This window comes from Pseudofrankia sp. DC12, from assembly GCF_000966285.1.
In the GTDB taxonomy this organism is placed as follows: domain Bacteria; phylum Actinomycetota; class Actinomycetes; order Frankiales; family Frankiaceae; genus Pseudofrankia.
This window is the reverse complement of sequence record NZ_KQ031391.1, coordinates 650,594-672,286: the sequence shown is the minus strand read 5'-3', so window position 1 is coordinate 672,286 and position 21,693 is coordinate 650,594. Positions and strand designations below refer to the sequence as shown.

At 74.4% G+C, this 21,693-nt stretch carries 12 protein-coding genes and 1 tRNA gene; 6 read left to right on the top strand and 7 right to left on the bottom strand.

Annotated elements, in window-relative coordinates:
• Nucleotides 1-521 precede the first annotated feature (521 nt).
• Together FRADC12_RS28030 and FRADC12_RS02680 are read left to right on the top strand one after the other, a co-directional pair.
• A complete protein-coding gene (locus tag FRADC12_RS28030; RefSeq protein ID WP_052710653.1) occupies nt 522-2,651 on the top strand; it encodes a glycosyltransferase in 2,130 nt (709 codons plus the stop codon).
• 740 nt (nt 2,652-3,391) lie between these two features.
• Nucleotides 3,392-4,930 carry an NAD(P)/FAD-dependent oxidoreductase gene (locus FRADC12_RS02680; protein ID WP_045875416.1) on the top strand — a complete coding sequence of 513 codons (1,539 nt, stop codon included), beginning with the start codon at nt 3,392-3,394 and terminating at the stop codon, nt 4,928-4,930.
• A gap of 223 nt (nt 4,931-5,153) precedes the next feature.
• Here the strand turns inward: FRADC12_RS02680 and FRADC12_RS02675 are convergent, their stop codons facing one another.
• The 3 genes from FRADC12_RS02675 to FRADC12_RS02665 all read right to left on the bottom strand — a co-directional run bounded on the left by FRADC12_RS02675 (nt 5,154) and on the right by FRADC12_RS02665 (nt 8,806).
• A complete protein-coding gene (locus FRADC12_RS02675; RefSeq protein WP_045875415.1) occupies nt 5,154-6,110 on the bottom strand; it encodes an acyl-CoA thioesterase in 957 nt (318 codons plus the stop codon).
• A 174-nt stretch (nt 6,111-6,284) separates the two neighbouring features.
• Nucleotides 6,285-7,667, bottom strand: a complete 1,383-nt coding sequence (locus tag FRADC12_RS02670) for a tetratricopeptide repeat-containing protein (protein WP_045875414.1) — start codon at nt 7,665-7,667, stop codon at nt 6,285-6,287.
• On the bottom strand, nt 7,664-8,806 hold the full coding sequence (locus FRADC12_RS02665) for a hypothetical protein (RefSeq protein ID WP_232303567.1): 1,143 nt from the start codon (nt 8,804-8,806) through the stop codon (nt 7,664-7,666). Before FRADC12_RS02665 ends, FRADC12_RS02670 begins: the two co-directional genes overlap by 4 nt.
• Nucleotides 8,807-9,142: 336 nt before the next feature.
• Here FRADC12_RS02665 and FRADC12_RS02660 point away from each other — a divergent pair, with 336 nt between their 5' ends.
• The gene (locus tag FRADC12_RS02660) at nt 9,143-10,168 is read left to right on the top strand and encodes a hypothetical protein (protein WP_045875413.1); all 1,026 of its coding nucleotides are present in this window, start codon (nt 9,143-9,145) and stop codon (nt 10,166-10,168) included.
• Nucleotides 10,169-11,031: 863 nt separating this feature from the next.
• Here FRADC12_RS02660 and FRADC12_RS28025 read toward each other — a convergent pair.
• A complete protein-coding gene (locus FRADC12_RS28025) occupies nt 11,032-12,588 on the bottom strand; it encodes a PP2C family protein-serine/threonine phosphatase (protein WP_052710652.1) in 1,557 nt (518 codons plus the stop codon).
• Between the two features lie 468 nt (nt 12,589-13,056).
• Here FRADC12_RS28025 and FRADC12_RS02650 point away from each other — a divergent pair, with 468 nt between their 5' ends.
• Both FRADC12_RS02650 and FRADC12_RS29045 read left to right on the top strand, forming a co-directional pair.
• Nucleotides 13,057-14,595 carry an LCP family protein gene (locus tag FRADC12_RS02650; RefSeq protein WP_045875412.1) on the top strand — a complete coding sequence of 513 codons (1,539 nt, stop codon included), beginning with the start codon at nt 13,057-13,059 and terminating at the stop codon, nt 14,593-14,595.
• Between the two features lie 1,321 nt (nt 14,596-15,916).
• Nucleotides 15,917-16,666, top strand: coding sequence for a DsbA family protein (locus tag FRADC12_RS29045; protein ID WP_232303566.1), 750 nt, complete (start codon nt 15,917-15,919; stop codon nt 16,664-16,666).
• Between the two features lie 5 nt (nt 16,667-16,671).
• On the opposite strand, the gene nhaA is transcribed toward FRADC12_RS29045, so the two are convergent.
• From nhaA to FRADC12_RS02630, 3 genes are all read right to left on the bottom strand, one after another.
• A complete protein-coding gene (gene nhaA, locus FRADC12_RS02640; protein ID WP_045875411.1) occupies nt 16,672-18,060 on the bottom strand; it encodes a Na+/H+ antiporter NhaA in 1,389 nt (462 codons plus the stop codon).
• A gap of 199 nt (nt 18,061-18,259) precedes the next feature.
• Complete coding sequence (locus FRADC12_RS02635) at nt 18,260-20,101, bottom strand: branched-chain amino acid ABC transporter substrate-binding protein (RefSeq protein ID WP_052710651.1); 1,842 nt, start codon at nt 20,099-20,101, stop codon at nt 18,260-18,262.
• Between the two features lie 67 nt (nt 20,102-20,168).
• Nucleotides 20,169-20,768 carry an ANTAR domain-containing response regulator gene (locus tag FRADC12_RS02630; RefSeq protein WP_013426031.1) on the bottom strand — a complete coding sequence of 200 codons (600 nt, stop codon included), beginning with the start codon at nt 20,766-20,768 and terminating at the stop codon, nt 20,169-20,171.
• Between the two features lie 424 nt (nt 20,769-21,192).
• Between FRADC12_RS02630 and FRADC12_RS02625 the strand changes: the two genes are divergently transcribed.
• A tRNA-Leu gene (locus tag FRADC12_RS02625) sits at nt 21,193-21,268 on the top strand.
• The last annotated feature ends 425 nt before the right edge of the window (nt 21,269-21,693 follow it).

Sequence of the window (21,693 nt, the reverse complement as noted above, 5' to 3'; positions counted from 1 at the left end):
CCGTTGCGCGTGGGCCCTGGTCCCAGTGTGGCGGAGCGATGGGATGCCTTCCGTCGATCGAGGTCACTGTTACTGTGTGTAACGGAGCTGAAACTGATCGCTCAAAGGGGGTAGGCATGGCGGGCCGAGGGTCCCGGGGATCGCGCCGAGACGGGTCCGCCCACCGCGCCGTCGTGCCTGCCCCGAGGCAGGGCGAGCCGTCCCGCCGCAAGCCCGGCGCCGAGGCGGCCTCGCCGCAGCCCTCGCGCCAGGACCCGGCCAGGGGCGAGCAGCCACGCCGGCAGCCGGGCAGGCCTTGGTCCGGCCAGCCCCAGCCGGGCAAGCCTTGGTCCGGCCAGCCCCGGTCCGGCCGGCCAGCAGACGGCAAGCCAACGCGCGAGGACGCCGGCCCGGACCACGCCGGGACTGCTGACCACACGGGCGCGGCTGGGCCGGCTGACCCTGCCGGTTCCGTCGTCGATCCTGGCGGCGCGGCGGACGCGGGCCTGCCGGCCGATCCGGGGACGGCGGGGCCGACGCGGGTGGGGTGGCACCTGGCCGCGGGCTCGACCGGGCTCGCGGCGGTGGCAACCGCCGCCGCCGGGGCCGTCGCCGTCGCCGCCGGCGGCGTCTATCTCGGCTGGCGGGCCGGCCACCTCGGCGGCACCGGGCTCACCGGCGGCCTCGCGTTCGCCGCCGAGCTGGCCCTCTACCTCGTCCTGGCCGGCCTCGCGGTCTGCGCCGCCCGGGTGAACCGCGGGTTCGTCCGCCGCGCGCCGGCCCCGGCCGGGACACTGGATGTCTTCGTCGTCAGCCGCGGCGAGCCGATCGCCGACGTCGACCGCACCCTGCGCGCGGCCCGGGCGCTCACCTACCCGCACCGCACCTATCTGCTGGTCGACACCCGGATTGACCACGCGGCGAAGCCGGGTGGCCGCGGTGGCGCCTGGGCCGCCGCGGCGCTGGCGGACCGGCTCGACGTCACCTGCCTGGGCCGGGACGACGGGCCGCCGAGCCGTACCGGCCTGCTCAACGCGGCGCTGACGGTCACGGATGGTGACGCGGTCCTGCTGCTCGACGCCGGTGACGCCGTCTGCGCCGACGCCGCCCACCGGGTGCTCGGCTACCTGCGCGACCCTCAGGTCGGGCTCGTCTCCTCGGCCTGGCGGCCGGCGGCGCCTGCGCCGGGGCCGCTGCCCGACCGGGCCGATCCGGCGCTGGCCCGGCTGGTCGCCACGGCCCGGGACCGCGACGGTGTGGCCACCGGCGTGGGCAGCGGCACCCTGTACCGGCGGGCCGCGCTCGAGACCGTCGGCGGGTTCTGCGTCCGGGCCGCTACCGAGGAGCCGCGGACCTCCTACGAGCTGCACTCTGCCGGGTGGGCGAGCGTCCACCACCCGGACGCCCTCACCTCCCGCGCGGCCCGGCCGCCGGCGGTTGCCGCGCGGCTCACCCTGGCCCGCGCACTCGACCGGCTGCGGATGCTGCTGTTCGACAACCCGCTGGCCAAGAAGGGTCTGACCGCGGGGCAGCGGGCGCACCACCTGGCCGACGCGGCGCTGCCTCTACTGACTGCCGCGCAGGTCGGGCTCTGGCTGGCCCCGGCGCTGATCGTCCTCGCGGGCGGCCGGCTCAGCTCCGGGACCGACGCCGTCCAGTGGCTCGCCTTCGGCCTGCCCTACCTGGCGGCCGCCGGGCTGTTCGCGGCGGTGGTCACCACCGAGGGCGGCCTGGTCGGGCGTGGCCTGGCATCGGCGCTGGCCGGCTGGCTGGCGGCGATCCCGCTGTCGTTGCTGGCGCTGGTCCGCATCGCCCTGCTCGGTGGCCGGTCCGGCGCCGCCCCGGATGTCGCGCGGCGCGCCCTGCACTCGGCCCCCGCCGACCCAGGCTCGCCTCGAGGCTCCGCGGTCGCGCCGGTCGAGTCCGACGAGCTCAAGGCCGTGCCCGCCCAGGCGTCGATGGTCAAGGCCGCGCCCGCGAAACCTGCCGTGGGAAAGGCCGGGTCCGTGAAGGCCGGGCCCAAGAAGGCCATCGAGGGGAAGGCCGCGGCGTCGAAGGCCGCTCTGGTCAAGACGGTGCCCACGCAAGCCGCGTGGCGCGGGGCCGAGCAGGCCGGCGCGGCGCGCGAGACCGCTCCAGCCGAGGCCGCTCCCGTGTCGGCCGCCGCGGCCGCGGCGACGACCGCCAAGGCCGAGGGCGCGAAGGCCGCTCCGGTGCCGGCGGCCGCAGCTGCCAGGCCAGAGGCCGCCGCGGCAGAGGCGCTGCCCGCGAGGGCTTCGGACAGACGCGCCACGCGGCAGCCGGCCTCGGGCCGGGCCGGGTTCGCCAAGGGCGCCTGGAGCCGAAAGATGGCGGCCTGGCCCGCTGAGCTGGCGGCGCGCTCGGGCGCGGCGCTCGGCGGGCTCGTGCCGGACCGGTGGACGCCGTCGCTGCTGGTGGTGTCGCTGCCGGCCGTGGTGCTGGCCGCGTCGGTTCTCGTCGCTGCCGTGCGCCCGGACCGGGGCCATCTCGCCGCGTTGGTCTGGGCGGGCGCCGTGCTGCTCGTCACCGCCGAGGCGGTCGCGGCGGCCTGTGCCCTGCAGTGGGCGACGCCACGAACCGGTCGCCGGCTGCGGGCGACGGTGGGCGCCGCGGTCGTGCTCGCCGCCGCGCTCACCCTCGCCTTCGGCTGACCTCGGGTGCCGGGCTGGCCCCGCCGCGGGCGGCCACGGGCGGGGTGCCAGGACGGGCTCCGTCGCGGTGCGCGGCCCGGCGGCACGATGGTGGCATTCGTTACCCACCGCGTTGAGGACGCCGGGCCGTCCGAACGCTGGCACGGCGTCGCGCGGTGCCTGTCGGGGGCGGAATCTGTTCGAGAAATGCGGCAAACCGGGTGTTCCGGCAGCCCGCGGATCCGCGGCCAGGGGAGTCCTCCTTCGTCACATTTCGTGACCGGTATCGGAGGTCAATCCGGTCGACGGTGGGTCGCGGCGGGGGCGGCCAGCCGCGCGCCAAGCGCCGGACCCGCGTGGTGGGGCGGCCCGCGGTCGGGCCGTGGCGTGCTCCACCGGCCGGGCCGGGCCGGGCGCTGGGAGCGGGACCCGTGCGATTCGTCGTCGGTTCGGGCCGTTACAGTGTGCGCGAAGCGGATAACCCCGGCCGCTTCCGCACCAGTCCGTCCCGCGCGCGATCCCTGGAACCAGAAGCGGAGCCAACGATGCGTGAGCCGATCGCCCGTCACTGGGCGACGCGCCCCCACCGGTGGCATTCCGTGTACGCCGCGAGGGACACTGCCGTCGGTGCCGTTGCGTTGAGTGACCAAAGCGGATCACTCGGGGCGCACCCCGTGCCAGGTACGGGGCCCGCGGGTGCACCGACGGCGCGGACGGCGTCGTCGCTCTCGTCTTACACCCCAAGGAACGGCTGAGTCTTGATGTCGGAAAACGTGGACGTCGTCGTCATCGGCGCCGGGCCGGCGGGCCTCACGGCCTCCTACGAGCTGCATCGGTACGGGATCCCGTCGACGATCCTCGAGGCCGACACCCAGGTGGGCGGCATCTCGCGCACCGTCGAGCGGGACGGCTGGCGGTTCGACATCGGCGGCCACCGGTTCTTCTCGAAGGTCCAGCGGGTCGAGGACTTCTGGCACGAGATCCTGCCCCAGGAGGACTTCCTGCTGCGGCCCCGGAAGAGCCGGATCTTCTACCAGGGCAAGTACTACGACTACCCGATCAAGGCGGTCAACGCGCTGCAGAACCTCGGCCCGCAGGAGGCCGCGATCTGCATCGCCTCCTACCTGCGCGCCCGGATCAGCCCGCCGAAGGACCAGTCGGACTACGAGAGCTGGCTCGTCGCCCGGTTCGGCTGGCGGCTCTACCGCACGTTCTTCAAGACCTACACCGAGAAGGTCTGGGGCGTTCCGGTCAGCGAGATGCCGGCCGACTGGGCCGCGCAGCGGATCAAGAGCCTGAACCTCGGCAACGCGATCCTCAACGCGGTCAAGCCGAGCACGAACCAGAAAGAGATCACCTCGCTCATCGAGGAGTTCGAGTACCCCAAGTACGGCCCCGGGATGATGTGGGAGATCTGCCGCGACAAGGTCGTCGCGCAGGGCTCGAAGGTCCACATGGAGACGAAGGTCGTCGAGATCCGGCACGAGGACGGCAAGGCCTTCGAGGTCGTCGCCGAGGACGCCAACGGCGGCGTCACCGCCTACCCGGCGACCGACGTGATCTCGTCGATGCCGATCTCGCAGCTCATCGAGATCATGAGCCCGGCCGTGCCGCCGCGGGTGCTCAAGGCCGCGCAGGACCTGCGCTACCGCGACTTCCTCACCGTGGCCCTGGTCGTGCCGTCGAGCGCGGTCTCCTGGACCGACAACTGGATCTACATTCACGACCCGTCGGTCCGCACGATGCGCATCCAGAACTTCGCGTCCTGGTCGCCGTTCCTGGTCAAGGACGGTCGCAACGTCCTGGGCCTCGAGTACACGGTGTTCGAGAACGACGCCGAGTGGACGGCGCCCGACGAGGAGCTCATCGAGAAAGGCAAGAAGGAGCTCGAGAAGCTCGGCCTGGTCGGCTACGGGGACATCGAGGCCGGCTACGTCGTCCGCCAGCCGAAGGCGTACCCGATCTACGACGACCGGTACCAGGCGAACGTCGACGTGATCCGGGGCTGGCTGACGGACTACGCGAGCAACGTCCACCCGGTCGGCCGTAACGGCATGTTCCGTTACAACAACGCCGACCACTCGATGTACACCGCGATGCTGACCGCCGAGAACATCGTCAAGGGCACCGCCCACGACGTCTGGTCGGTCAACGTCGAGGAGGAGTACCACGAGGAGAAGGCCGACGGCTCGACGGGGTCCGCGAAGCCGGCTGGCTCGCTGGGCACCGGCCGCGACGCGCCGGTTCTTCCCCGCAAGGTCCTCGACGCGGCCCGCAGCCGCGTGGCCGGCTCCCGCTAGGAGCCGCGACCGGCGGGAGCCGCGACCGGCGGGAGCCTGTTCGCGCGCCTTCGGCGCGCTCCCAGGCTCCCTCGTGATGTTGCTCCGGGGCCGAGCCCCGGACCCCCACGTGACTACCGTTAGCGCTCAACGGGCCCGGCGCAGGAATTCCTGTGCCGGGCCTGTTGTGTGTCTGCGGCGCGCGGGTGCTCTGACGCGGCCTGGATCGGCGAAGCCGGGGTCCTCAGCCCGCGGTTGGCCGTCGGATTGGGCGGACCAGGGCCTCCTGGACAACCGTGGCCACCAGGATGCCGTCGGTGTCGAAGAACTCGCCGAAGGCCAGGCCGCGGCCGTTCGAGGCGGTCGGGCTGCCCTGGTCGAACAGCAGCCACTCGTCGGCCCGGAACGGGCGGTGGAACCAGACGGCGTGGTCGAGCGAGGTGAGCGTCATGCCACCGGCCAGGCCGCCGTGCGGCCCCATGATCGAGTGCGACAGCGTCAGGTCGGAGATGTAGACCAGCGCGCAGGCGTGCGTGTGCTGGTCATCCGGCAGCTTCTCGGTGACCCGAAGCCAGGCCCGAAGCCGGGCCGGCGCCGTGCCGGAGCCACCGGTGTACGGCTCGTTCGACGCGTTGCCCGCCATGCCGAACCCGGCGACCACCCTGACCTCGAAGCCGCGCCGGGCCCAGGCCTCGATGCGCTCGTCGGCGCGAGGGTCCTCCCGGGACGCGGCGGCACCGGCTTCGTCGTCCGGCCGCCGGCGGCCGTCGAACAGCGCCATGCCGTCCGGCGGCGGCGCGGCCTTGGGCGCCGGACGCTGGTGGTTGACCGGGCTCTCCTCGTGCCGGTGGAACGACGCCGACAGGACGAAGATCGCCTCGTCGTGCTGGACCGCTGTGATCCGGCGGGTGGTGAACGACCGGCCGTCGCGAATCCGCTCGACCTGGTAGTCGATCGGGATGGTCGTGTCGCCACCCCGGACGAAGTAGCTGTGCAGCGAGTGGACCGGGCGGCCCGGCTCGACCGTCGACGTGGCCGCGGCGAGCGCGTGGGCGGCGACCTGGCCGCCGAACGCCCGCAGCGGCGCGCCCTCGTGGCTGACCCCGCGGAAGAGGTCCGGCTCCGGCTCCTCAAGTGCCAACAGGCTCAGGAACGAGCCGACCTCGCCGGTCGCCGCGGTGTCCACCGCCACCTCCGTCATCTGCGCGCTCCGGCGCGTCGCCAGCCCGGGTTCACATCCTGCTCCCGGGCCAGGATGCCCCCGAGCGGCAGGGGCGCCGCCCGGCGCCGCGCCGGCACACGCCGGGCCGGGCCAGCCACGGTCGGGCCCGAGGCCGCGCGGACGGCCGCGTCCTGGTCTGCGAACCTCCTGAACCTATCCGGGCACCTCGGCGCCCGGACTATGATCACCGCCGTAGCCGGCCTCGTCCGGCACTGTCGGGCCGGCCGCGGGCGGCGTGGCATCCGGCGCGGGCACGGCCTCGGCCGTGTTGGGCTGGCGCTGCGCCTGGCTCGCCAGCAGCCTGGCCTTTTGCTCGAACCGCTCCGCTTCGGCGACCCGTTCGGTGCCGGCCGGGTAGCGGCCCAGCCGGGCCTCGACGGCCGCCCGGGCCTGGCGCACCGCGTCGTCCAGTCTGTCGTCGCCGCTGGCGAGACCGGCGGCGAGCAGCGCCCGGGCGAGCAGCAGCTCCGGCCATCCTGGGTCGAGGTTCGCCCCGACCCGGCGGCTGGTCGCCAGAACGTAACGGATCTCGGCCACCGCGGCGGCCGGCTCCCCGCCGAGCAGCAGCGCGTGGGCGCGAACCAGCTGGGCACGCAGCGTCGCGCCCGACGAGGGACCGAACCGGTCCTGGCGCGCCGCCACGACCGCCTCCGCGAGCGCTCGGCCCTCGGCGACGAGGTCGGCCTTCAGCCTGCCCAGGTCGTCCTGGGCCGTCCGTGGGTACTCGCCAGGCCCGCCGCTCCCGGTCGAGCTGCCACCCGCGCCGCCGTCGTCGGCATCGGTGACCCCCGGGACCGGGTCAGCCGCCCTGGCCTCGCTGTCGGAGTCCGATTCGGTGGCCTCGGGGCCGGTGGCCTGGGAACCAGTGGCCGCGGGACCGGCCGGCTCGGCGCCGTCGGCCTGGCGCGGGACGGCGCGCTCGGCCGCCTTGAGCAGGCACTGGGCCAGGATGATCTGCGGGATCCAGGTGAACGAGTGCTCCGGGCCCCAGACGGCCAGCCGGACCGAGATCTCCTGCCGGGCGATCACGCACGCGCGACGCAGATCCTCGGCGCCACCACGTTCGCGCAGCGCGGTGGCCAGGTTCCCGTGCGCGGTGCTCGTCCGGTGCGCCCAGGGGCCGAGGATGGCCAGCCGCCGGCGCCATTCGACCTCGTAGCTCTGGACGGCCGCGTCCTGTTCCACCGCGTCGCAGGACAGCCGGACATACCGGGCGTGCAGCGCCTTGATGCTCATCAGCGTCGTGTCCCGGCGGTCGAGCGACGAGTCGGCCCGGACGTGCAGGTCGTCCCAGGCCCTGGCCGACTCGACCACCGAACGGGTCCGGCTGCGCAGCTCCTCGACGGTGTACTCGACCAGCAGCGCGAGCGGGCTGTCCGCCCCGAGCACGTCGGTGACCTCCTCCATCAGCCCGACGAGCGGCCGCGGGTCGGCGGCGTGGTCGGCGTAGGTGAGCATCATCTGGGCCCGGCCGCGCAGGCGGCGGGCGAGCTCGCCGCGGTCGTCGGCGCCGCCGGTGGCGGGGGAGCGGCTCACTGGCCCGCCCCCACGCCGGGCTCCTCGGCCTCCGGGCCGGCCCGGTCCGGGTCGCCGGGCCGCGGGACGTCCGGCCGCCGGGCCGCCGGGCCAGGCTCGCCCGCGGCCTGCGAGGTGTCCGCCGGGGGCGAGCCGGTGGCCGCGTCCGCCAGCAGGGCGAGGATGGCACGCAGCCGCGGGGTCAGCTCGTCGGCGATCCGGGCGCGCTCGTCCGGGGACAGCCGGGGCAGCTGGTGCTCCAGCTGGGTCATCACGTCGGCGACCTCCGCGGTGACCTTCTCGGTCGCGGGGCCGGCGACGGAGACCAGGCTCGTGAGGGCGGGATGCACCGCGGCGAGGACGAACGCCGGGCCGATCCCGGTTGAGCCGACCGCCATGCGCACCACGGTCGTGAGCAGATCGGTCACCTCGGCCAGACGCGGGTCGACCGGTGTGCCCGGCTTGCGGCCGGCGGCCCGTGGCGCCTCCCCGGCACCCGCTCGGCCGGCGCCAGCCGTGGCCGGGCCGGCGGGGCCGCCAGCCGGGTCGGCCGGATCGGGATGGCCTGGCCTCCCACCCGGGGCGCAGTCCCGTCCGCCGTCGGCGAGCATGAGAAGGTCCTCGACGGCCGCGACCGGTGGCGCGAAGCCGGCGGTCGTGGCCAGGGCGCGGCAGTCCATCGCCCAGTCGGCGACGACCCGGACCAGGCTCGCCGCCGCCAGCCAGCGGTCGGTGACGGTCAGGTCGTCCAGCGCGGTGAGCCAGCCCTCGCGGTGTGGCCAGTAGCTCCACACCTTGGTCTCGGTGATCAGGAGGTCGAGCACCCGCTCGCCGCGCTGCTTCTCGTAGAGGCGGCGCGGCGACGCGGCGACCAGCGCGCCCGCCAGCGATCCGGGGCTGCGTGGGCTCACCAGGTAGTAGAGCGTCGACGGCCGGCGCTGGCCGGCCGCGGCGGCCAGCTCGTCGCGCGCGAGGCCTTTGGTCGTTCCGCCGGTGGCCTCGAGCTGGTCGACCAGGGTCTCGTAGTACCTGGTCCTGGTTTGCCAGTTCAGGCGTTGCACCAGCCCGCCCGACTCGCGTGGGGCGGGACCGGGCCGGAAACGCGCGGACCGGTACCAGCCGGCCACTGCCGTCTCGTCCAGTTCCCCCGTCAGTCGCACGACGGATCCCCCGTGTCCCACCATGGCAGCCAGTCGCCCGCCGAAACCGTGCGGCTGCGGGCGAATGCCAGCATAGTGAAATTTGCAGGCCACAGGCAGCACCATCGGGGCGCAGGCCTGGTGGGGGACGTCGAAGGCTGGCTCCGCTCGGCGGACGTGCCGGCGAACTCGGGGAGGGAGGAACCGCAGTGGGTCGGCTTCGGGGCGTTTCGGCCCGCCGTCGCTGCCGCGCTTCGCTACTGTTGTCCGATACGTCCGGTGACGCTCAGATACCTCGACCTGACGGGGTCTGGCCGACTTACGGTGTCCGGCCGCCAGCCCCATCCGAGATGACCAATGATCGCTTCTGATGCCGCTGCCCTTCACGACGAGCTGCGCTCGCTCGCGCGAGGCCGCGGGCTTCGCGCCGCGAACCTGGGCGCGCGGGTCGGTCCGGCGCTGCGCTCGCACGCCGAGCTGAGCGACTCCGCCGGCATCGAGCTGCGGGCCCGCCTCGTCGCGTGGCTGCGCGGCCGCCTCGCCGCGCTGCCCGCCGACCTGCGGACCGTCGTCGCCGTCGCCGTCGCGCTTGACCCGCGTGCCGACCAGCGCCTGCTGACCGACCGGCTCAGCTGGCTCGCGGTCGAGCTCGACCGCGACCCGCGCACGGTCCGCCGCCGTTGCGAGGAGGCCTTCCGGCTGCTCGCCGAGACGGCCGCGGCCACCGGTCCCGCTGTCCCGGACGCCCGGCCCGGCTCCGGGGACGGCACGGCCGCCGGCCTGGTCACCCCGCCGCCGGCCCGGCTGCCCGCCGCCGCCGGCCCGGCATCCGGAGCCTGGTACGTGGAACGCGTCTGGGCGGTGCTGCGGCTCGACGGGCCGACGCCCGAGCTGCTGGAGACCCGGCGGGTCGTTGCCCTGGAGGACGGCCTGCGCGAGGTGGCCCTCTCGATGAGCCTGCCACGCCCGCCGGGCGCCCCCGCCAAGCCACGTGACCTGGGCGTCGATGTGCTCTTCGGCGGCCGGATGGTCCGGGTCGACCGCCACGGCGACACGCATTACTCGCTGGTGCTGCGGCTGCCGCGGGCGCTGGGCCGCTACGAGCGGCACGACTTCGGCTGCGTGTGGCGGGTGCCGCCCGGGCAGCCGATGGCGCCCCGCTACGCCCTCAACCCGACGATCCGGTGCGACGCGCTCGACCTGCGGGTCCGGTTCCCCGAGGACGCCGACCCGAAGGTCGAGCTGGTGGACGGCCTGCCGCTGCGCTCCGTCGAGGACCTCGCCGTCGACCTGCCGGCGGTCGAGCTCGACGGAGTCAGCGAGGCGTTCGCGCAGTTCAACCGGCTGGCGTCGGGCCTGTGCTACGGCCTTCGGTGGTCGTGACCCGCCGCCGGCCGGTGACGGCGCGGCGCCGGGCCACTGTTCGGGCGGGCGCGGCCTGCGCGTGGCTGAGCGCGGCCCCGTGGCGAGAACCGGGAGACCGGCCCGCGCCCGCGTTCGGTGCGTCAGGCCGGTCCCAGGGCGCGGCGCGGTGGTGCCTTAAGCGGGCGGTCCGGGCCGCCCTGGGCTTTCTCCTCGTCCTCGCCGGCCGTGCCGTCGCAGCTGCAGCCGCCCGGTTCGCAGCTGGGCAATGTGGAGCTCGGGCACTGGCTCTCTACGGCCATATCGCGTTCCCCCGATCGCGATGCCCCGACCGACGACCTGTCGGCCGGGCTCAACGTCACGCCACGCTTTCCCGCTGGAGGCAAGGCGCGAGCTCCTGCCCGTCGAGCCCAGCGTGGGGCTTGTGGCCGACGCCTCCCCGTACCCGGCGCCGACCGGCCCGCGTGGTCGCGTAACCGAGAATGCGTCCTTAGCTCACCGGCCCGTGAGACATGGCGGTGGACAACTAGGCGCTAAGGCGGCCACCTGGGCGTTTGTCGCCGGAAACTGGACAGAAGATGGACACCCCGGAGGCCACTCGACCCTCTCCTCGGCGCGGCGGCGCCGGGGGACGGGGCCGCCGCGTCGTCGTGGGCGCGGTGCGGCCCCGGGCGCGGTGGGGCGCTGTTCGTCCGAATCGGGCGGCTCTCGTATTTCGACCACATCTGGGGGCCTGGCCGCTGGTCTACTAGCGCTGCCACCAGCGGCGGCGCTGGCCGCCAGACCGATCGGTGGGACGAGATGGAGCCGAACCAGCGAGCCATCAGAGTGACGGCTGACGGAACATGACGGGGCGCCCGCCGGCGGCCGGGCCGGGTATCTCCTCAGCGCAGCCGGGCCGCCAGCAGGACGGAGTCGCTGTCGCGGCGCGGCGGCCGGGTGCTGCCGGGCTGGTTCGCGGCGGTCACCTTGGCGGTCGAGAGCTCGGCCAGCAGCGCCTCACAGGCCGCCGCCAGCGGGCGGACGTCGGTACCGGACTGGGCCCCGCCGCCAGCACCGGACGAGCTCGGACCCGCGCCGAAGGCCTTGGACGCCGCGGTCGCCAGGGCGTCGAGGCGGTGCGCGATCGGTGCGTCCGGCTGGTCGACGAGGCCGGCGGCGTAGAAGAGCACGGTCGCGCCGGAGGCGATCGTGACGGTGCTCTGCCCGTACTCGGTGCCGCCGTGCGTCCCGGGACCACCGGCCAGGCCTGTGCCGGGACCAACGCCGGGCGCCGCGCCCAGCAGCGGGCCGTGCACGTCGCCGAGGAAGGACACGTCGCCCTGCGCGGTGATCAGGACCGGCGGCGGATGGCCGGCGTTGCACCAGGTCAACCGGCCGGTCGGGATGTCGAGGCGCGCCGTGCATGCCGACGCCAGCGATCGGTGCCCGCCCGCGCGCAGCACCTCGGTGAGCCGGCCGGTGATCTGCGCCGGCGGCAGGTCCAGCAGCGCGTAGGCGCGGGCCGCGTGGCACAGCTCCGCCATCTGCGCCGCCATGCCCGGGCCGTGGCCGGCGACGTCACCGACGCCGAGCACGACCGCGTCCGCGTCGAGGGCGACGGCGTCGTACCAGTCGCCGCCGATCCGGTCCGGGTCGCTCGCGGCCAGCCGCCGGGCGGCCAGGTCGAGGCTCGGCAGGACCGGCAGCCGCCTCGGAGGCAGCGTCTCCCACAGCGACCGGGCCACGGCGAGCTCGACCGCGTGCTCGTCCGACGTGCTGGCGCGCCGCGACGCCGTGCGGGCCGGCGCCCCCGGGCCGGTGGCCGGCTCCGGGCTCCGGTCGGCGGTCAGTGCCGCGGCCAGGCCTGGCGCCGTTCGGGCGTCCTCGCCCTGCTCCCGTTCCCGCTCCGTGGCGGGGTGACCGGTCTGGCCCGCGGCCGGGCCGCCGATCAGGCTCGTGGCAGCGACGGTCGCGAACGCGCCGGGCAGGTCGCGCGCGACAGCGGTGGAAACCGCTTCGACCAGTGCCTCCTCCAGGGCGCCCGCCAGGCCGCCGGCCATCATCTCCGTGAACGAGTCGTTGATCGACTCGGCCAGCGACGAGGTCAGCGACTCGGCCACCGCCTCGCCCAGCGCTGCGGCGATGATCGCGTCCACCACGCTGTTCGTCGCCGCGCCCGGGGTGCCGACGGCCTGGGGCGAAGGCTCACGGGACTTCTTCTCGGCCTTGCCCGCGCCGGCCTTCTTCAGCTCGGCCTTGGCGGCCTTCGCGCCGGGGCCCTTCCCGCCGCGCGCCTTCTTGGCCTTGTCGTTGGCCTTGTCGTTGGCCCTGTCGTTGGCCCTGTCGTTGGCCCTGTCGGACCGTGCGTCGGGCTTCGTCGCCAGCCCGGCCGACGTCGCGGTCAGCCGATCCGCGTCGTTGCTCCGGTCCCTGTGGACCTTCGTCGCTGCTCGTCCCACTGCCCACCCCGGTTGAGTCGGTTCCACCGACTGGCGGGGTACCCGGACCGACCGCGGGAAACCGCGCCCGACCGGCACCGGCCCGCCGCGGCGCAGCCTGTGGCCAGCCCGGCCTGAATCCTTCGCCGGACAGGCGTGGGCGCCCGAAGGTTCCGCCGGGATGACAGCCTGGCCGACGGCAGTGCTCGCTCGCGGTGCCCCGGGTGTGCTTCGGGCCGGTTCGCCGTTCGGTTGTGCGCCGCCGACCGCCGGACCTGGCCGCGCGGGCCGAACGCTGCGGCTGCGGCGACGCTGGGCAAATGTAGCGTTTCGGATCGTCTTTGGCCCGAGGTTGGCCGAGACAGGCCGCGACCGCGGTCCGTGGCGGCCGGTCGGCCCAGCCACGCGAGCGGCACCGAGTCGGCGGGGCCGGAGTCAGTGGGGGGCCTGGGTCAAATGGGGTCGGGGCCTGTGAGGGCTGGAGGCGTGATGGCGGGACAGGACGCGCGGACGGGGCCGCGCCGGCTGCTGCCACCGCCCGACATCGAGCCGCTGCATCCCGGCGCGCGGTCCCCGTTCCGACGTCCGATGTTGTCGGTGCTCGCTGTCCTGTCGTTCTCGGTGCTGGTCGTCAGCACGGTCGGCTGGGTCGGCTACCACCGCTTCGACAGCGCCCTGACCAGGGAGAGCGGCTGGAACCTGGCCGGCGCGAGCGACCCGTCCGGAACGATGAACGTGCTGCTGCTCGGCAGCGACAGCCGGGCCGGCACGGGCGGCGAGTACGGCCAGGTCGACGGAGACCGGTCGGACACGACGATCATCGCTCATTTCGGCGCGGACGGTTCGGTGACGCTGCTGTCGATCCCGCGGGACACGCTGGTGTCGGTCGTTCCCCGGGTCCGAGGGGTGCCAGCGGACGGGAGGACGAAGCTCACCGACGTGCTGAACCTGGCCGGCGTCCCCGGGCTGATCGCGACACTCCAGGCGCTGACCGGGCTGAAGATCGACCATACGATCTCCATCGACCTCGCCGGCTTCAAGTCGATGACAGACGCCGTCGGTGGCGTCACCGTCTGCGTCCGGCTGCTTCCCGGCGGCGGCACCGGCAACCTCAACGACGCCTGGTCCCAGTGGCACGGCCACCTGGGGGAGAACCAGCTGAACGGCGGCCAGGCCCTCGCGTTCGTCCGGACCCGGCACGCGCTCGGCGACGAGCGGCTGCGCATCCTGCGCCAGCAGCAGTTCCTCGCCCGCCTGCTGGCGAAGGCGACGAGCCTCGGGGTACTGACGAACCCGGCCCGGCTCGCCTCCCTGCTCGGCGCCGTGGGCGGCTCGCTGACCGTCGACAAGGCCCTCGGCGAGCAGCAGCTTGTCGCGCTGGCGAACCGGCTGGCCACCCTCGGGCCCGGCAAGCTGACCTTCACGACCGTCCCGACGCATGTGCCGACCCGAGCCGAAGGAGCGGTCGACGACAAGGGCACGATCCCCGCGCACCAGCAGGTGCTGCTTGTCGACCAGGACGCGTTCGAGCGCCTGATCGCCCCGATGCGGACCGATGCGGCCCGGCGGTCGTCCGTGCCCGCGCATCCTGCTACGACCGGCGGCGCGTCCGGCGCAGCAGCGGCTGCCGTCGGCCCGACGCTGGCCCCCAGCGCGGTGACGATCGCCGTGGTGCGCAATGCCGCCGGCCGCAACGGCCTGGCCGCCCAGACGGCCGCCTACCTGCGCGAACGTGGCTTCACCGGCCGGATGACCGCGGCCGACGCGCACGGCACCCAGGCGACGACCGAGATCCACTACGGCCCCGCCGGCCCGGACCTCGGCGCCGGCGCGGCCGCTGCCCGTACCTTGGCCGCCCTCATCCCCGGCGCCAAGCTGGTCCCGGACCCGGCTGCTCGCCACGGCCTGGTCGTCACCCTCGGCGCGTCCTTCACCAGCCTGGCGACCGGGGGCCCGCCGGCCCCGCCGCCGGCCGTGACGTTTCCGCCCGCGGTTCCCGCGCCGGCTGACATCTCCTGCACGCCTTAGCCAGGCGCGCCGCGGAACGCGGAGATCATCCGTCCGGGAGGGGCGGCGCGGCTGCTGTCACGGGACTGCACCTGCTCCGGTCGCGGGGCACTCAGGTGGGCGGTCCGTTCGCCGGTCCGCTGGTGGCCGCCGTGGTCCGGGTGACACCGGGTGGCACCCTCGCCGGGATTTTGCCTCTCAACGATCCTGCTGGCCTGTTCGGGCCTTGAGTCGGAGCGGGTCCTACATGGTGGTGGCAAATCCCGCCCGCGGCCGACCACCAGGCATGACTCGCGCCTGATCAGCGGACGGCAGCGGAGCTTCAGCTGATGGCGAGTCGGGCGGAGCAAAGCGGCGAGGCCCACGCCGAGTCCCAGCGGGTCGGCGTCCCCAGGGCGCTCGAAGCGGCCGGCTAGGTGGACGCTGTCCCAGCCGTCGCCGTCCTCGAGCGCGGCGGCGATCGGTCCGGCGTCACGCCGTAGTGCAAGGCCCGCAGCTCGACGGCCTTGCCTCGCCGGGCGGCCAGGTCGTCGCCGAGCGCCCGCAGTGTTTTCCTTGCGCGGACTGTAACGAACCGGGCGCCCATTTCGTCGCGTTGGCGCGAAGGCGACGCTCGCCTCCGGATCCAGTCAGTAGTCGACGGCTCCGCGGGATGGCGAGGGCGTGTCAGCACCGGGCCAACAGCAGACTGGGCCGGTGTGACCGTCGCGTCTGGCCCGGTCCGTTCCGCGGAACGCGGAGACTGTTTGTGGCGCCCGTCGGGGGTGTAGCCGACACGCCCCGCCAGCGCGTTCCGCGGAACGCGGAGATCACTTGTGGCGCCCGTCGGGCGGTAGGGCCGTCACGTGCAGTCAGCGCGTTCCGGGGAACGCGGAGATCGTTTGCTGGGGCGCCCGACGGCGTGAACAGCGCGAGACTGGTCGGGTCGCAGTCGGTCCCGGTGTGAGGCAGGCCTGATCTGCTCTGCGGCGATAGAGCGGGTGGCCGAGGCGATACTTGTCGTATGGAGCTGCCATCGGTGTCGGATGTGGACAGGCCCGCGGTTCCTGGCTCGACGGGCGGTCCCGCCGCCGGGACGACGGAGGCCGCCGATCCAGAGGAGGCCGCTGCGGCGTGCTTGATCGACGACGCGCGGCGGCCGGGTCCGGCCGACGACCGGGTGGTGACCAGGCCGCCGGCAAGCGAGCCCCAGCCCAGCCCAGCGGCGTCGATCGCCGTCACGTCCCGCGCCGCCACGTTCCGCGATGGTGCCGCCCCTGCCGATCGAGACGGGGCAAGCGGGCTGGCCGCGCCGGTTCGACTGGATGACCGGCCATCGCGGGGGGACCTGACGGCGCCGGTCGTGCTCGTCGAGTATGGGGACTTCGAGTGCCCGTACTGCGCCCAGGCGGCGCCGGTGCTGCATGAGCTGGTCGAGTCGTGCGGGGGACTGGTCCGGCACGTCTTCCGGCACTTCCCGCTGTTCGAGGTGCACCCGTACGCGCTGACGGCGGCCCTCGCGGCCGAGGTGGCCCACGCGCACGACCAGTTCTGGCCGATGCACGATCAGCTGTTCGCGTACCAGGCCCGGCTGAAGGACATCGACCTTCGGATGCGGGCCGAGCGCCTCGGCCTGGACCCGGACCTCGTCGTCGGCGCCGCCGCCCAGCCCTACGGGACCGCGGTCGAGGCCGACTACGAGCACGGGGTCGCGGCCGGGGTGCGGGGAACTCCGACGATCTTCATCAACGGCCAGGCCTACCGGGGCCGGACCGAGCTGCCCGCGCTGCGCCGAGCCGTGCACCTGGCGGCCAGCTCCGCGATCGTGGTGAGCCCGCCGCTGCCCCTGCTGGTGGTGCCGGACGGCCCGCCGATCCTGGTCGCCGGGGTGGCCGGCCCGAACGGCGCCGCCGCCCTCGAAAGCGTCCCGCTGACCGGCGGCGGCCCCCGGCCGGACGGCGACCTCGGAACAGCCATTGCCCCAGCCTCACACGGCACTGCGGGCCCGGCCGGTGCTCCAGACCCGGACGCCCTCTCGCGGCCTGGCGGAGACCCGCCCGCTGAGCCCTCTGGACGCGGCCGCTTTCGCCGGCTGCCCTGGTCTCGGCACTGACCGCCCTAGTGATGCACCGGGATCCCCGGTGCAAGCCAGGGCTGGGGCGGTAGCGGTGGAGGAAGGCCGTCGCTCTCGGGGGAGCAGAGCGGCATGCGGTCGCCCAGGAAGCGCAGCAGCAGGCTGCCGAGGGTCGCTGCGATCAGGGAGCCGACCAGGATGCCGATCTTGGCCTGGTCGCGCAGCTCCTCGCTGTCGAACGCCAGCTCGGTGATGAACAGTGAGATCGTGAAGCCGATCCCGGCGAGCACCGCGGCGCCGAGCAGGTGCCCGTAGCGGACCCGGCCGGGCAGCACGCCCAGCCCGCCGCGGACCGCGCAGGTCGCGGCCACGGTGATGCCGACCGCGTTGCCGAGCACCAGCGCGGCCGTGACGCCATGCGTCACCGGCGACGCCGCCGCCGTCCGCAGCGTGTGCGCGTCGAGGCTCACGCCGGCGTTCGCCAGGCCGAACAGCGGCACGACGACGAACGCGCTGACCGGGTGCAGCAGGTGCTGCAGGCGCTCGTTCGGGGTGACGGCGGCCCGCGCGGCCGACACGGCGAGCGCCGAGCGCGACGCCGTCGAGTCCTCCTGCAGCGCGCGCACGAACACCGGCACGGTCTCGATCTGCTCCCGGCGCGGCGGCGTGGCCGGGACCAGCAGCCCGATCAGAACCCCGGCGAGCGTGGCGTGCACGCCGGACGCGTGCACCGCGAGCCACAGCAGCAGCGCGGCGACCAGGTACGGCGTGAGCTGCCAGACGCCCATCCAGCGCAGCACCAGGATGGCGATCACCGCGACCCCGGCGAGGACGAGGGCGACGACGTCGACGTGCTTCGTGTAGAAGACCGCGACGACGGTGATGGCGCCGATGTCGTCGACGATGGCGAGGGTCAGCATGAACAGCCGCAGGCGGTCCGGGCAGCGCGGGCCGAACAGCGCCAGCATGCCGAGGACGAAGGCGGTGTCGGTCGACATCGCGATGCCCCAGCCGGACGCCCCGGTGCCGGACCGGTTGATCAGCCAGTAGATCAGCGCCGGGGTCGCCAGGCCGCCGAGGGCGCCGAGGGCCGGCACCGCGACGGCCCTGCGGTCGCGCAGCTCGCCGGTGGTCGCCTCCCGGCTGATCTCCAGCCCGACGACCAGGAAGAAGATCGCCATGGCGCCGTCGTTCACCCAGTGGTGCAGCGAGAGGTCCAGCGAGGCGCCGCCGACCCGCAGCGCCGCGTGCGTGTTCCACAGGTCGTCGTAGCTGCTCGACCAGGGCGAGTTGGCCCAGAGCAGGGCGACGACGGTGGTGACGAGCAGCAGGACCGCGCTGCCCGCCTCGGTGGCGAGGAACTCACGGACGGCCGGTGCGGGGACCGGGATGCTCACTCGCAGGGCCGGGCCAGGCCGGGGCGGCGCCGTCACGGTCTCGTCACCCTTCCAGTTGCCCCGTCGGCTGGCTGTGCCGCGGGCGGGCGACCTGACCCGCGACCCGCCGACGGCACGCCTCAGCGTACAGACCTGTCGTTGCGGCTGCGGACGCGCCACCGTCGCCCCACGCCTGCGGCTTCTCAGCTCCGGGCCCCGCCGGGCCCGATCGGCGAGCGTGGAGCCGACCGCGCGGCTAGGGCTCGTCGATGACGAGGGGCACGAAGCGCCCGGCCAGCACGGCGTAGACGACCGACGAGGGGTCGCGCCGGTCGCCGAAGGCGTCGAAGGAGACCTGGCCGGTGATGCCGGCGAAGGACCCACGGCCCACCTGCGTGGCGATCGCGGCGCGGGCGGCGTCGTCGACGGCGAGCCGGCCCGGCAGTACGACCGCGGCGGCGCGCAGCAGTGCCCGGGCCGAGTCGTAGGCGTAGGCCGCGAGCGCCGGGATCATCTCGGCCCGCTGCTCGGCCAGCGTCGGCGGCTCGGACGCGGTGGTGACGCCGACGTCCGGGCCCAGCTGCGCGGCCGAGCTGGTGGCCGCCGGCTGCCCGGTCGGCGTCGAGTCCGGCCCGTCGGCTCCCGTCGCCGGCGTGGCCGCGGCGCCGGTGTCCTTGTCCGGGGTGGCGGGCTGCTCCGGGCCGCCGACGACCGGGCCCCACCGCTTGAGGAACTCGGCCGCGAACGCGCCGGCGGCCGGCAGCCTGGAGATCGGGACTGTGAGGTCGGTGGCGAGGTCGCCCTCGGCCGTGTCGCCGGTCGAGTCGAGGTAGCGGGCGCTGACCATGGCGTCCGTGCCCAGCAGCGGGACGGACAGCCCGGCCGCCGCCATCCGCTTGCGCAGCGCGCTCGCGAACAGGTAGCCGGTCGTCGTGTAGATGAGGTCCGGGCTCAGCGCCTGGATGCCGTCGGCCACCTGCTGGACGTCCGCGGCGGCGGCGGCGTCGCCGACGACCTGGTAGCTGGCCACCACGTCGGCCCCGGCCGCCGTCACGTCCCGGGTGAACCGCTCGGCGAGCGACTCGCCATAGGACGGGCCGCCGTCGATGACGAGGATCCTGGTCCGGTGCCGCGTGCCGACCGCGTAGTCGGCGCCGGTCCTCGCCTGCAGCGCGTCGGTGCCGGCCAGCCGGAAGTAGCGGCTGTACGGCCGCCTGCGGCTGCTCGCCGGCTCGTCCTGCGCGGTCAGGTCGGGCGCGCTGTTCGACGGCGAGACCACCGGGACCCCGGCGGTGTTCAGCACCGGCAGCGCCACCCGGGCGACGGTCGAGCTCAGCGGCCCGACGACGCCGATCAGCGCCGCGTCGCCGGCGAAGGCCTCGGCGGCGGCGGCCCCGCCGTCCGGGCGTGACAGGTCGTCCTTGGCGACCAGCTCGACCTTCCAGCCGGGGATCGCGTCGGTCTTGTTCACTTCGTCGACGGCGAGCGTCACCGCGTCGCGCACGGCGATGCCGATGTTGCCGAGGTCGCCGGACAGCGGCGCCATCACCCCGAGCCGCAGCACCTGGGGGTCGGCTGCCCCGGGCACACCGTCACCGCCGTGGTCCTGGGCCAGCTCGACGAGGGCGATCGTCAGGCCGGTCGGGACCGCGGCCAGCAGCGCGACCAGCGCGGCCAGCAACGCCCGGCCGCGGCCGGTCCCGCGCCGCCGGCCGACCCAGCCGGCCGTCGCCCGGGCCGCGCGGCGCGTCCAGCGGGCCATCTGGCGCAGGCCGGCGACGGCGATCTCCCAGCCGGGCACCAGCGGGCCGTCGGCGCCGCCGGCGACGACCAGCTCGGAGCCGGCGCGCTGGCTGTCCGGCCCGCCGGACAGCCAGCGGCCCAGCCGGCGCAGTGGCGCGGACCCGGCCGGAGCCTCGACGTTCGTCACCTCGCCGCCCAGCGCGGTGTCGCCAGTCGCGACGTAGCCGGGATGTTCGTCGCCCGGGGCTGAGGCGGGTACGGGCGCGGCTCCAGGATCGCCGAGCCCGGCGTTGCGGGGCTCGGCGGGGGGTGCCGCGGGCGCGTCGGAGCCGGGACGCTCCTCGTCGGGCGTCATCGGCGGATCGCGGCGGCCATCGCGGGCAGGACGGCCACGGGCGGCTGGGGGGTGCGCAGCAGGGAGGTCACTGCCCGGGAAGGGCCTCCCCCGACAGGACCGCCTCGGCGACCGCGCGCATCGTCCGGCGCTGGTTCATCGAGGTGCGCTGAATCCAGCGGAAGGCGTCCGGCTCGGTCATCTTGTGCTCGGTCTGCAGCACACCCTTGGCCCGCTCGATGATCTTGCGAGCCTCCAGCCGGCCCTGCAGGTCCTCGACCTCGGCCTCCAGGCTGACGATCTCGGTGAACCGGCTCATCGCCATCTCGATCGTCGGCAGCAGGTCCTTCTTCTGGAACGGCTTGACGACGTAGGCCATCGCGCCGGCCTCCCGGGCCCGCTCGACCAGGTCACGCTGGCTGAACGCGGTGAGGATGACGACCGGGGCGATCCGCTCCTTGGCGATCTTCGCGCCGGCCTCGATGCCGTCCATCTTCGGCATCTTCACGTCGAGGATGACCAGATCCGGGCGCAGCTTGGTCGCCAGCGTCACTGCCATCTCCCCGTCGCCGGCCTCGCCGACGACCTCGTAGCCCTCTTCCTGCAGCATCTCGCGCAGGTCGAGACGGATCAGCGCCTCGTCCTCGGCGATCAGCACCCGGCGCGGCGTCGAGGATGGCTGGCTCATCGAGTCTGATCTCCTGGGGTCGGCGTCGATAGTGGCTGGTCGGCGTCGGCAGCCATTGTGCCGGCAGTTGACGCGTCGGTGCCGCGCTCAACGGCCGGTTGGCGGCAGCCCACCGCCATGGTTGACGGTGACGCCCGGCGACCAGGTCGGTCACCCAGGCGCCGGCTGCCTGCGCGGTCGTCCTCGAACTCCGTGCTCCGCCCGCGGTGACGCGGCTGGCGTCCCGGGGCCCGCCGACGACGACCGGCGCGCGCCGTACCCGGCGCACCCGAGCCACCGCACAGGCCCCAAACGGGCGGGGCGAGAGGTCGAATCGCACCCTACCCGGCTAGAGTCGTCACGGGGAGCACCTCCAACGCCTTATCCTCCGCGCAGCCGCCGCGGATGTTCATGCCGGAGACGCCCCCGGTCCACGCCGACGCAAGGCCCGGTACTCCAACGGCAGAGAGACGGTGCTCAAACCACCGACAGTGTGGGTTCGAATCCCACCCGGGCTACCAGATTGATCTCTTTCGAACCTCGATCGCGCTCAAGATCCCCGCTGCCGTGAACCTGGCTCGACCTGCGTGATCGCTGTTCCGGCCCTCCAACGGTTGTAGCCGGGCCTCGATCGCAGCCACCGCAGGGCCAAGATGGCGATCATGCGCTAGGCGGGTGCCGGATTCGGCACCAGGCTGACGATCATCACGCCTGAGGGCGCTGCCGACCACCGGTGATCGCCGGCCGGGTATGGAATCCGGAACAGCCCAGAGCAGCCTCGACCGAACAGTCGACCAATAGCCACCTTGAGTCACCAACCGGTCCCGCTGCCGCCAATGAGACTACAAAAAGTGACGACACTCTCACGTTGTGCTTTGGGATGGCGCGACAAACAGCTAGTTTCGCGGCCGTCCGGCGATCGTCGGACCCGTGTGGCGAGCCCGGA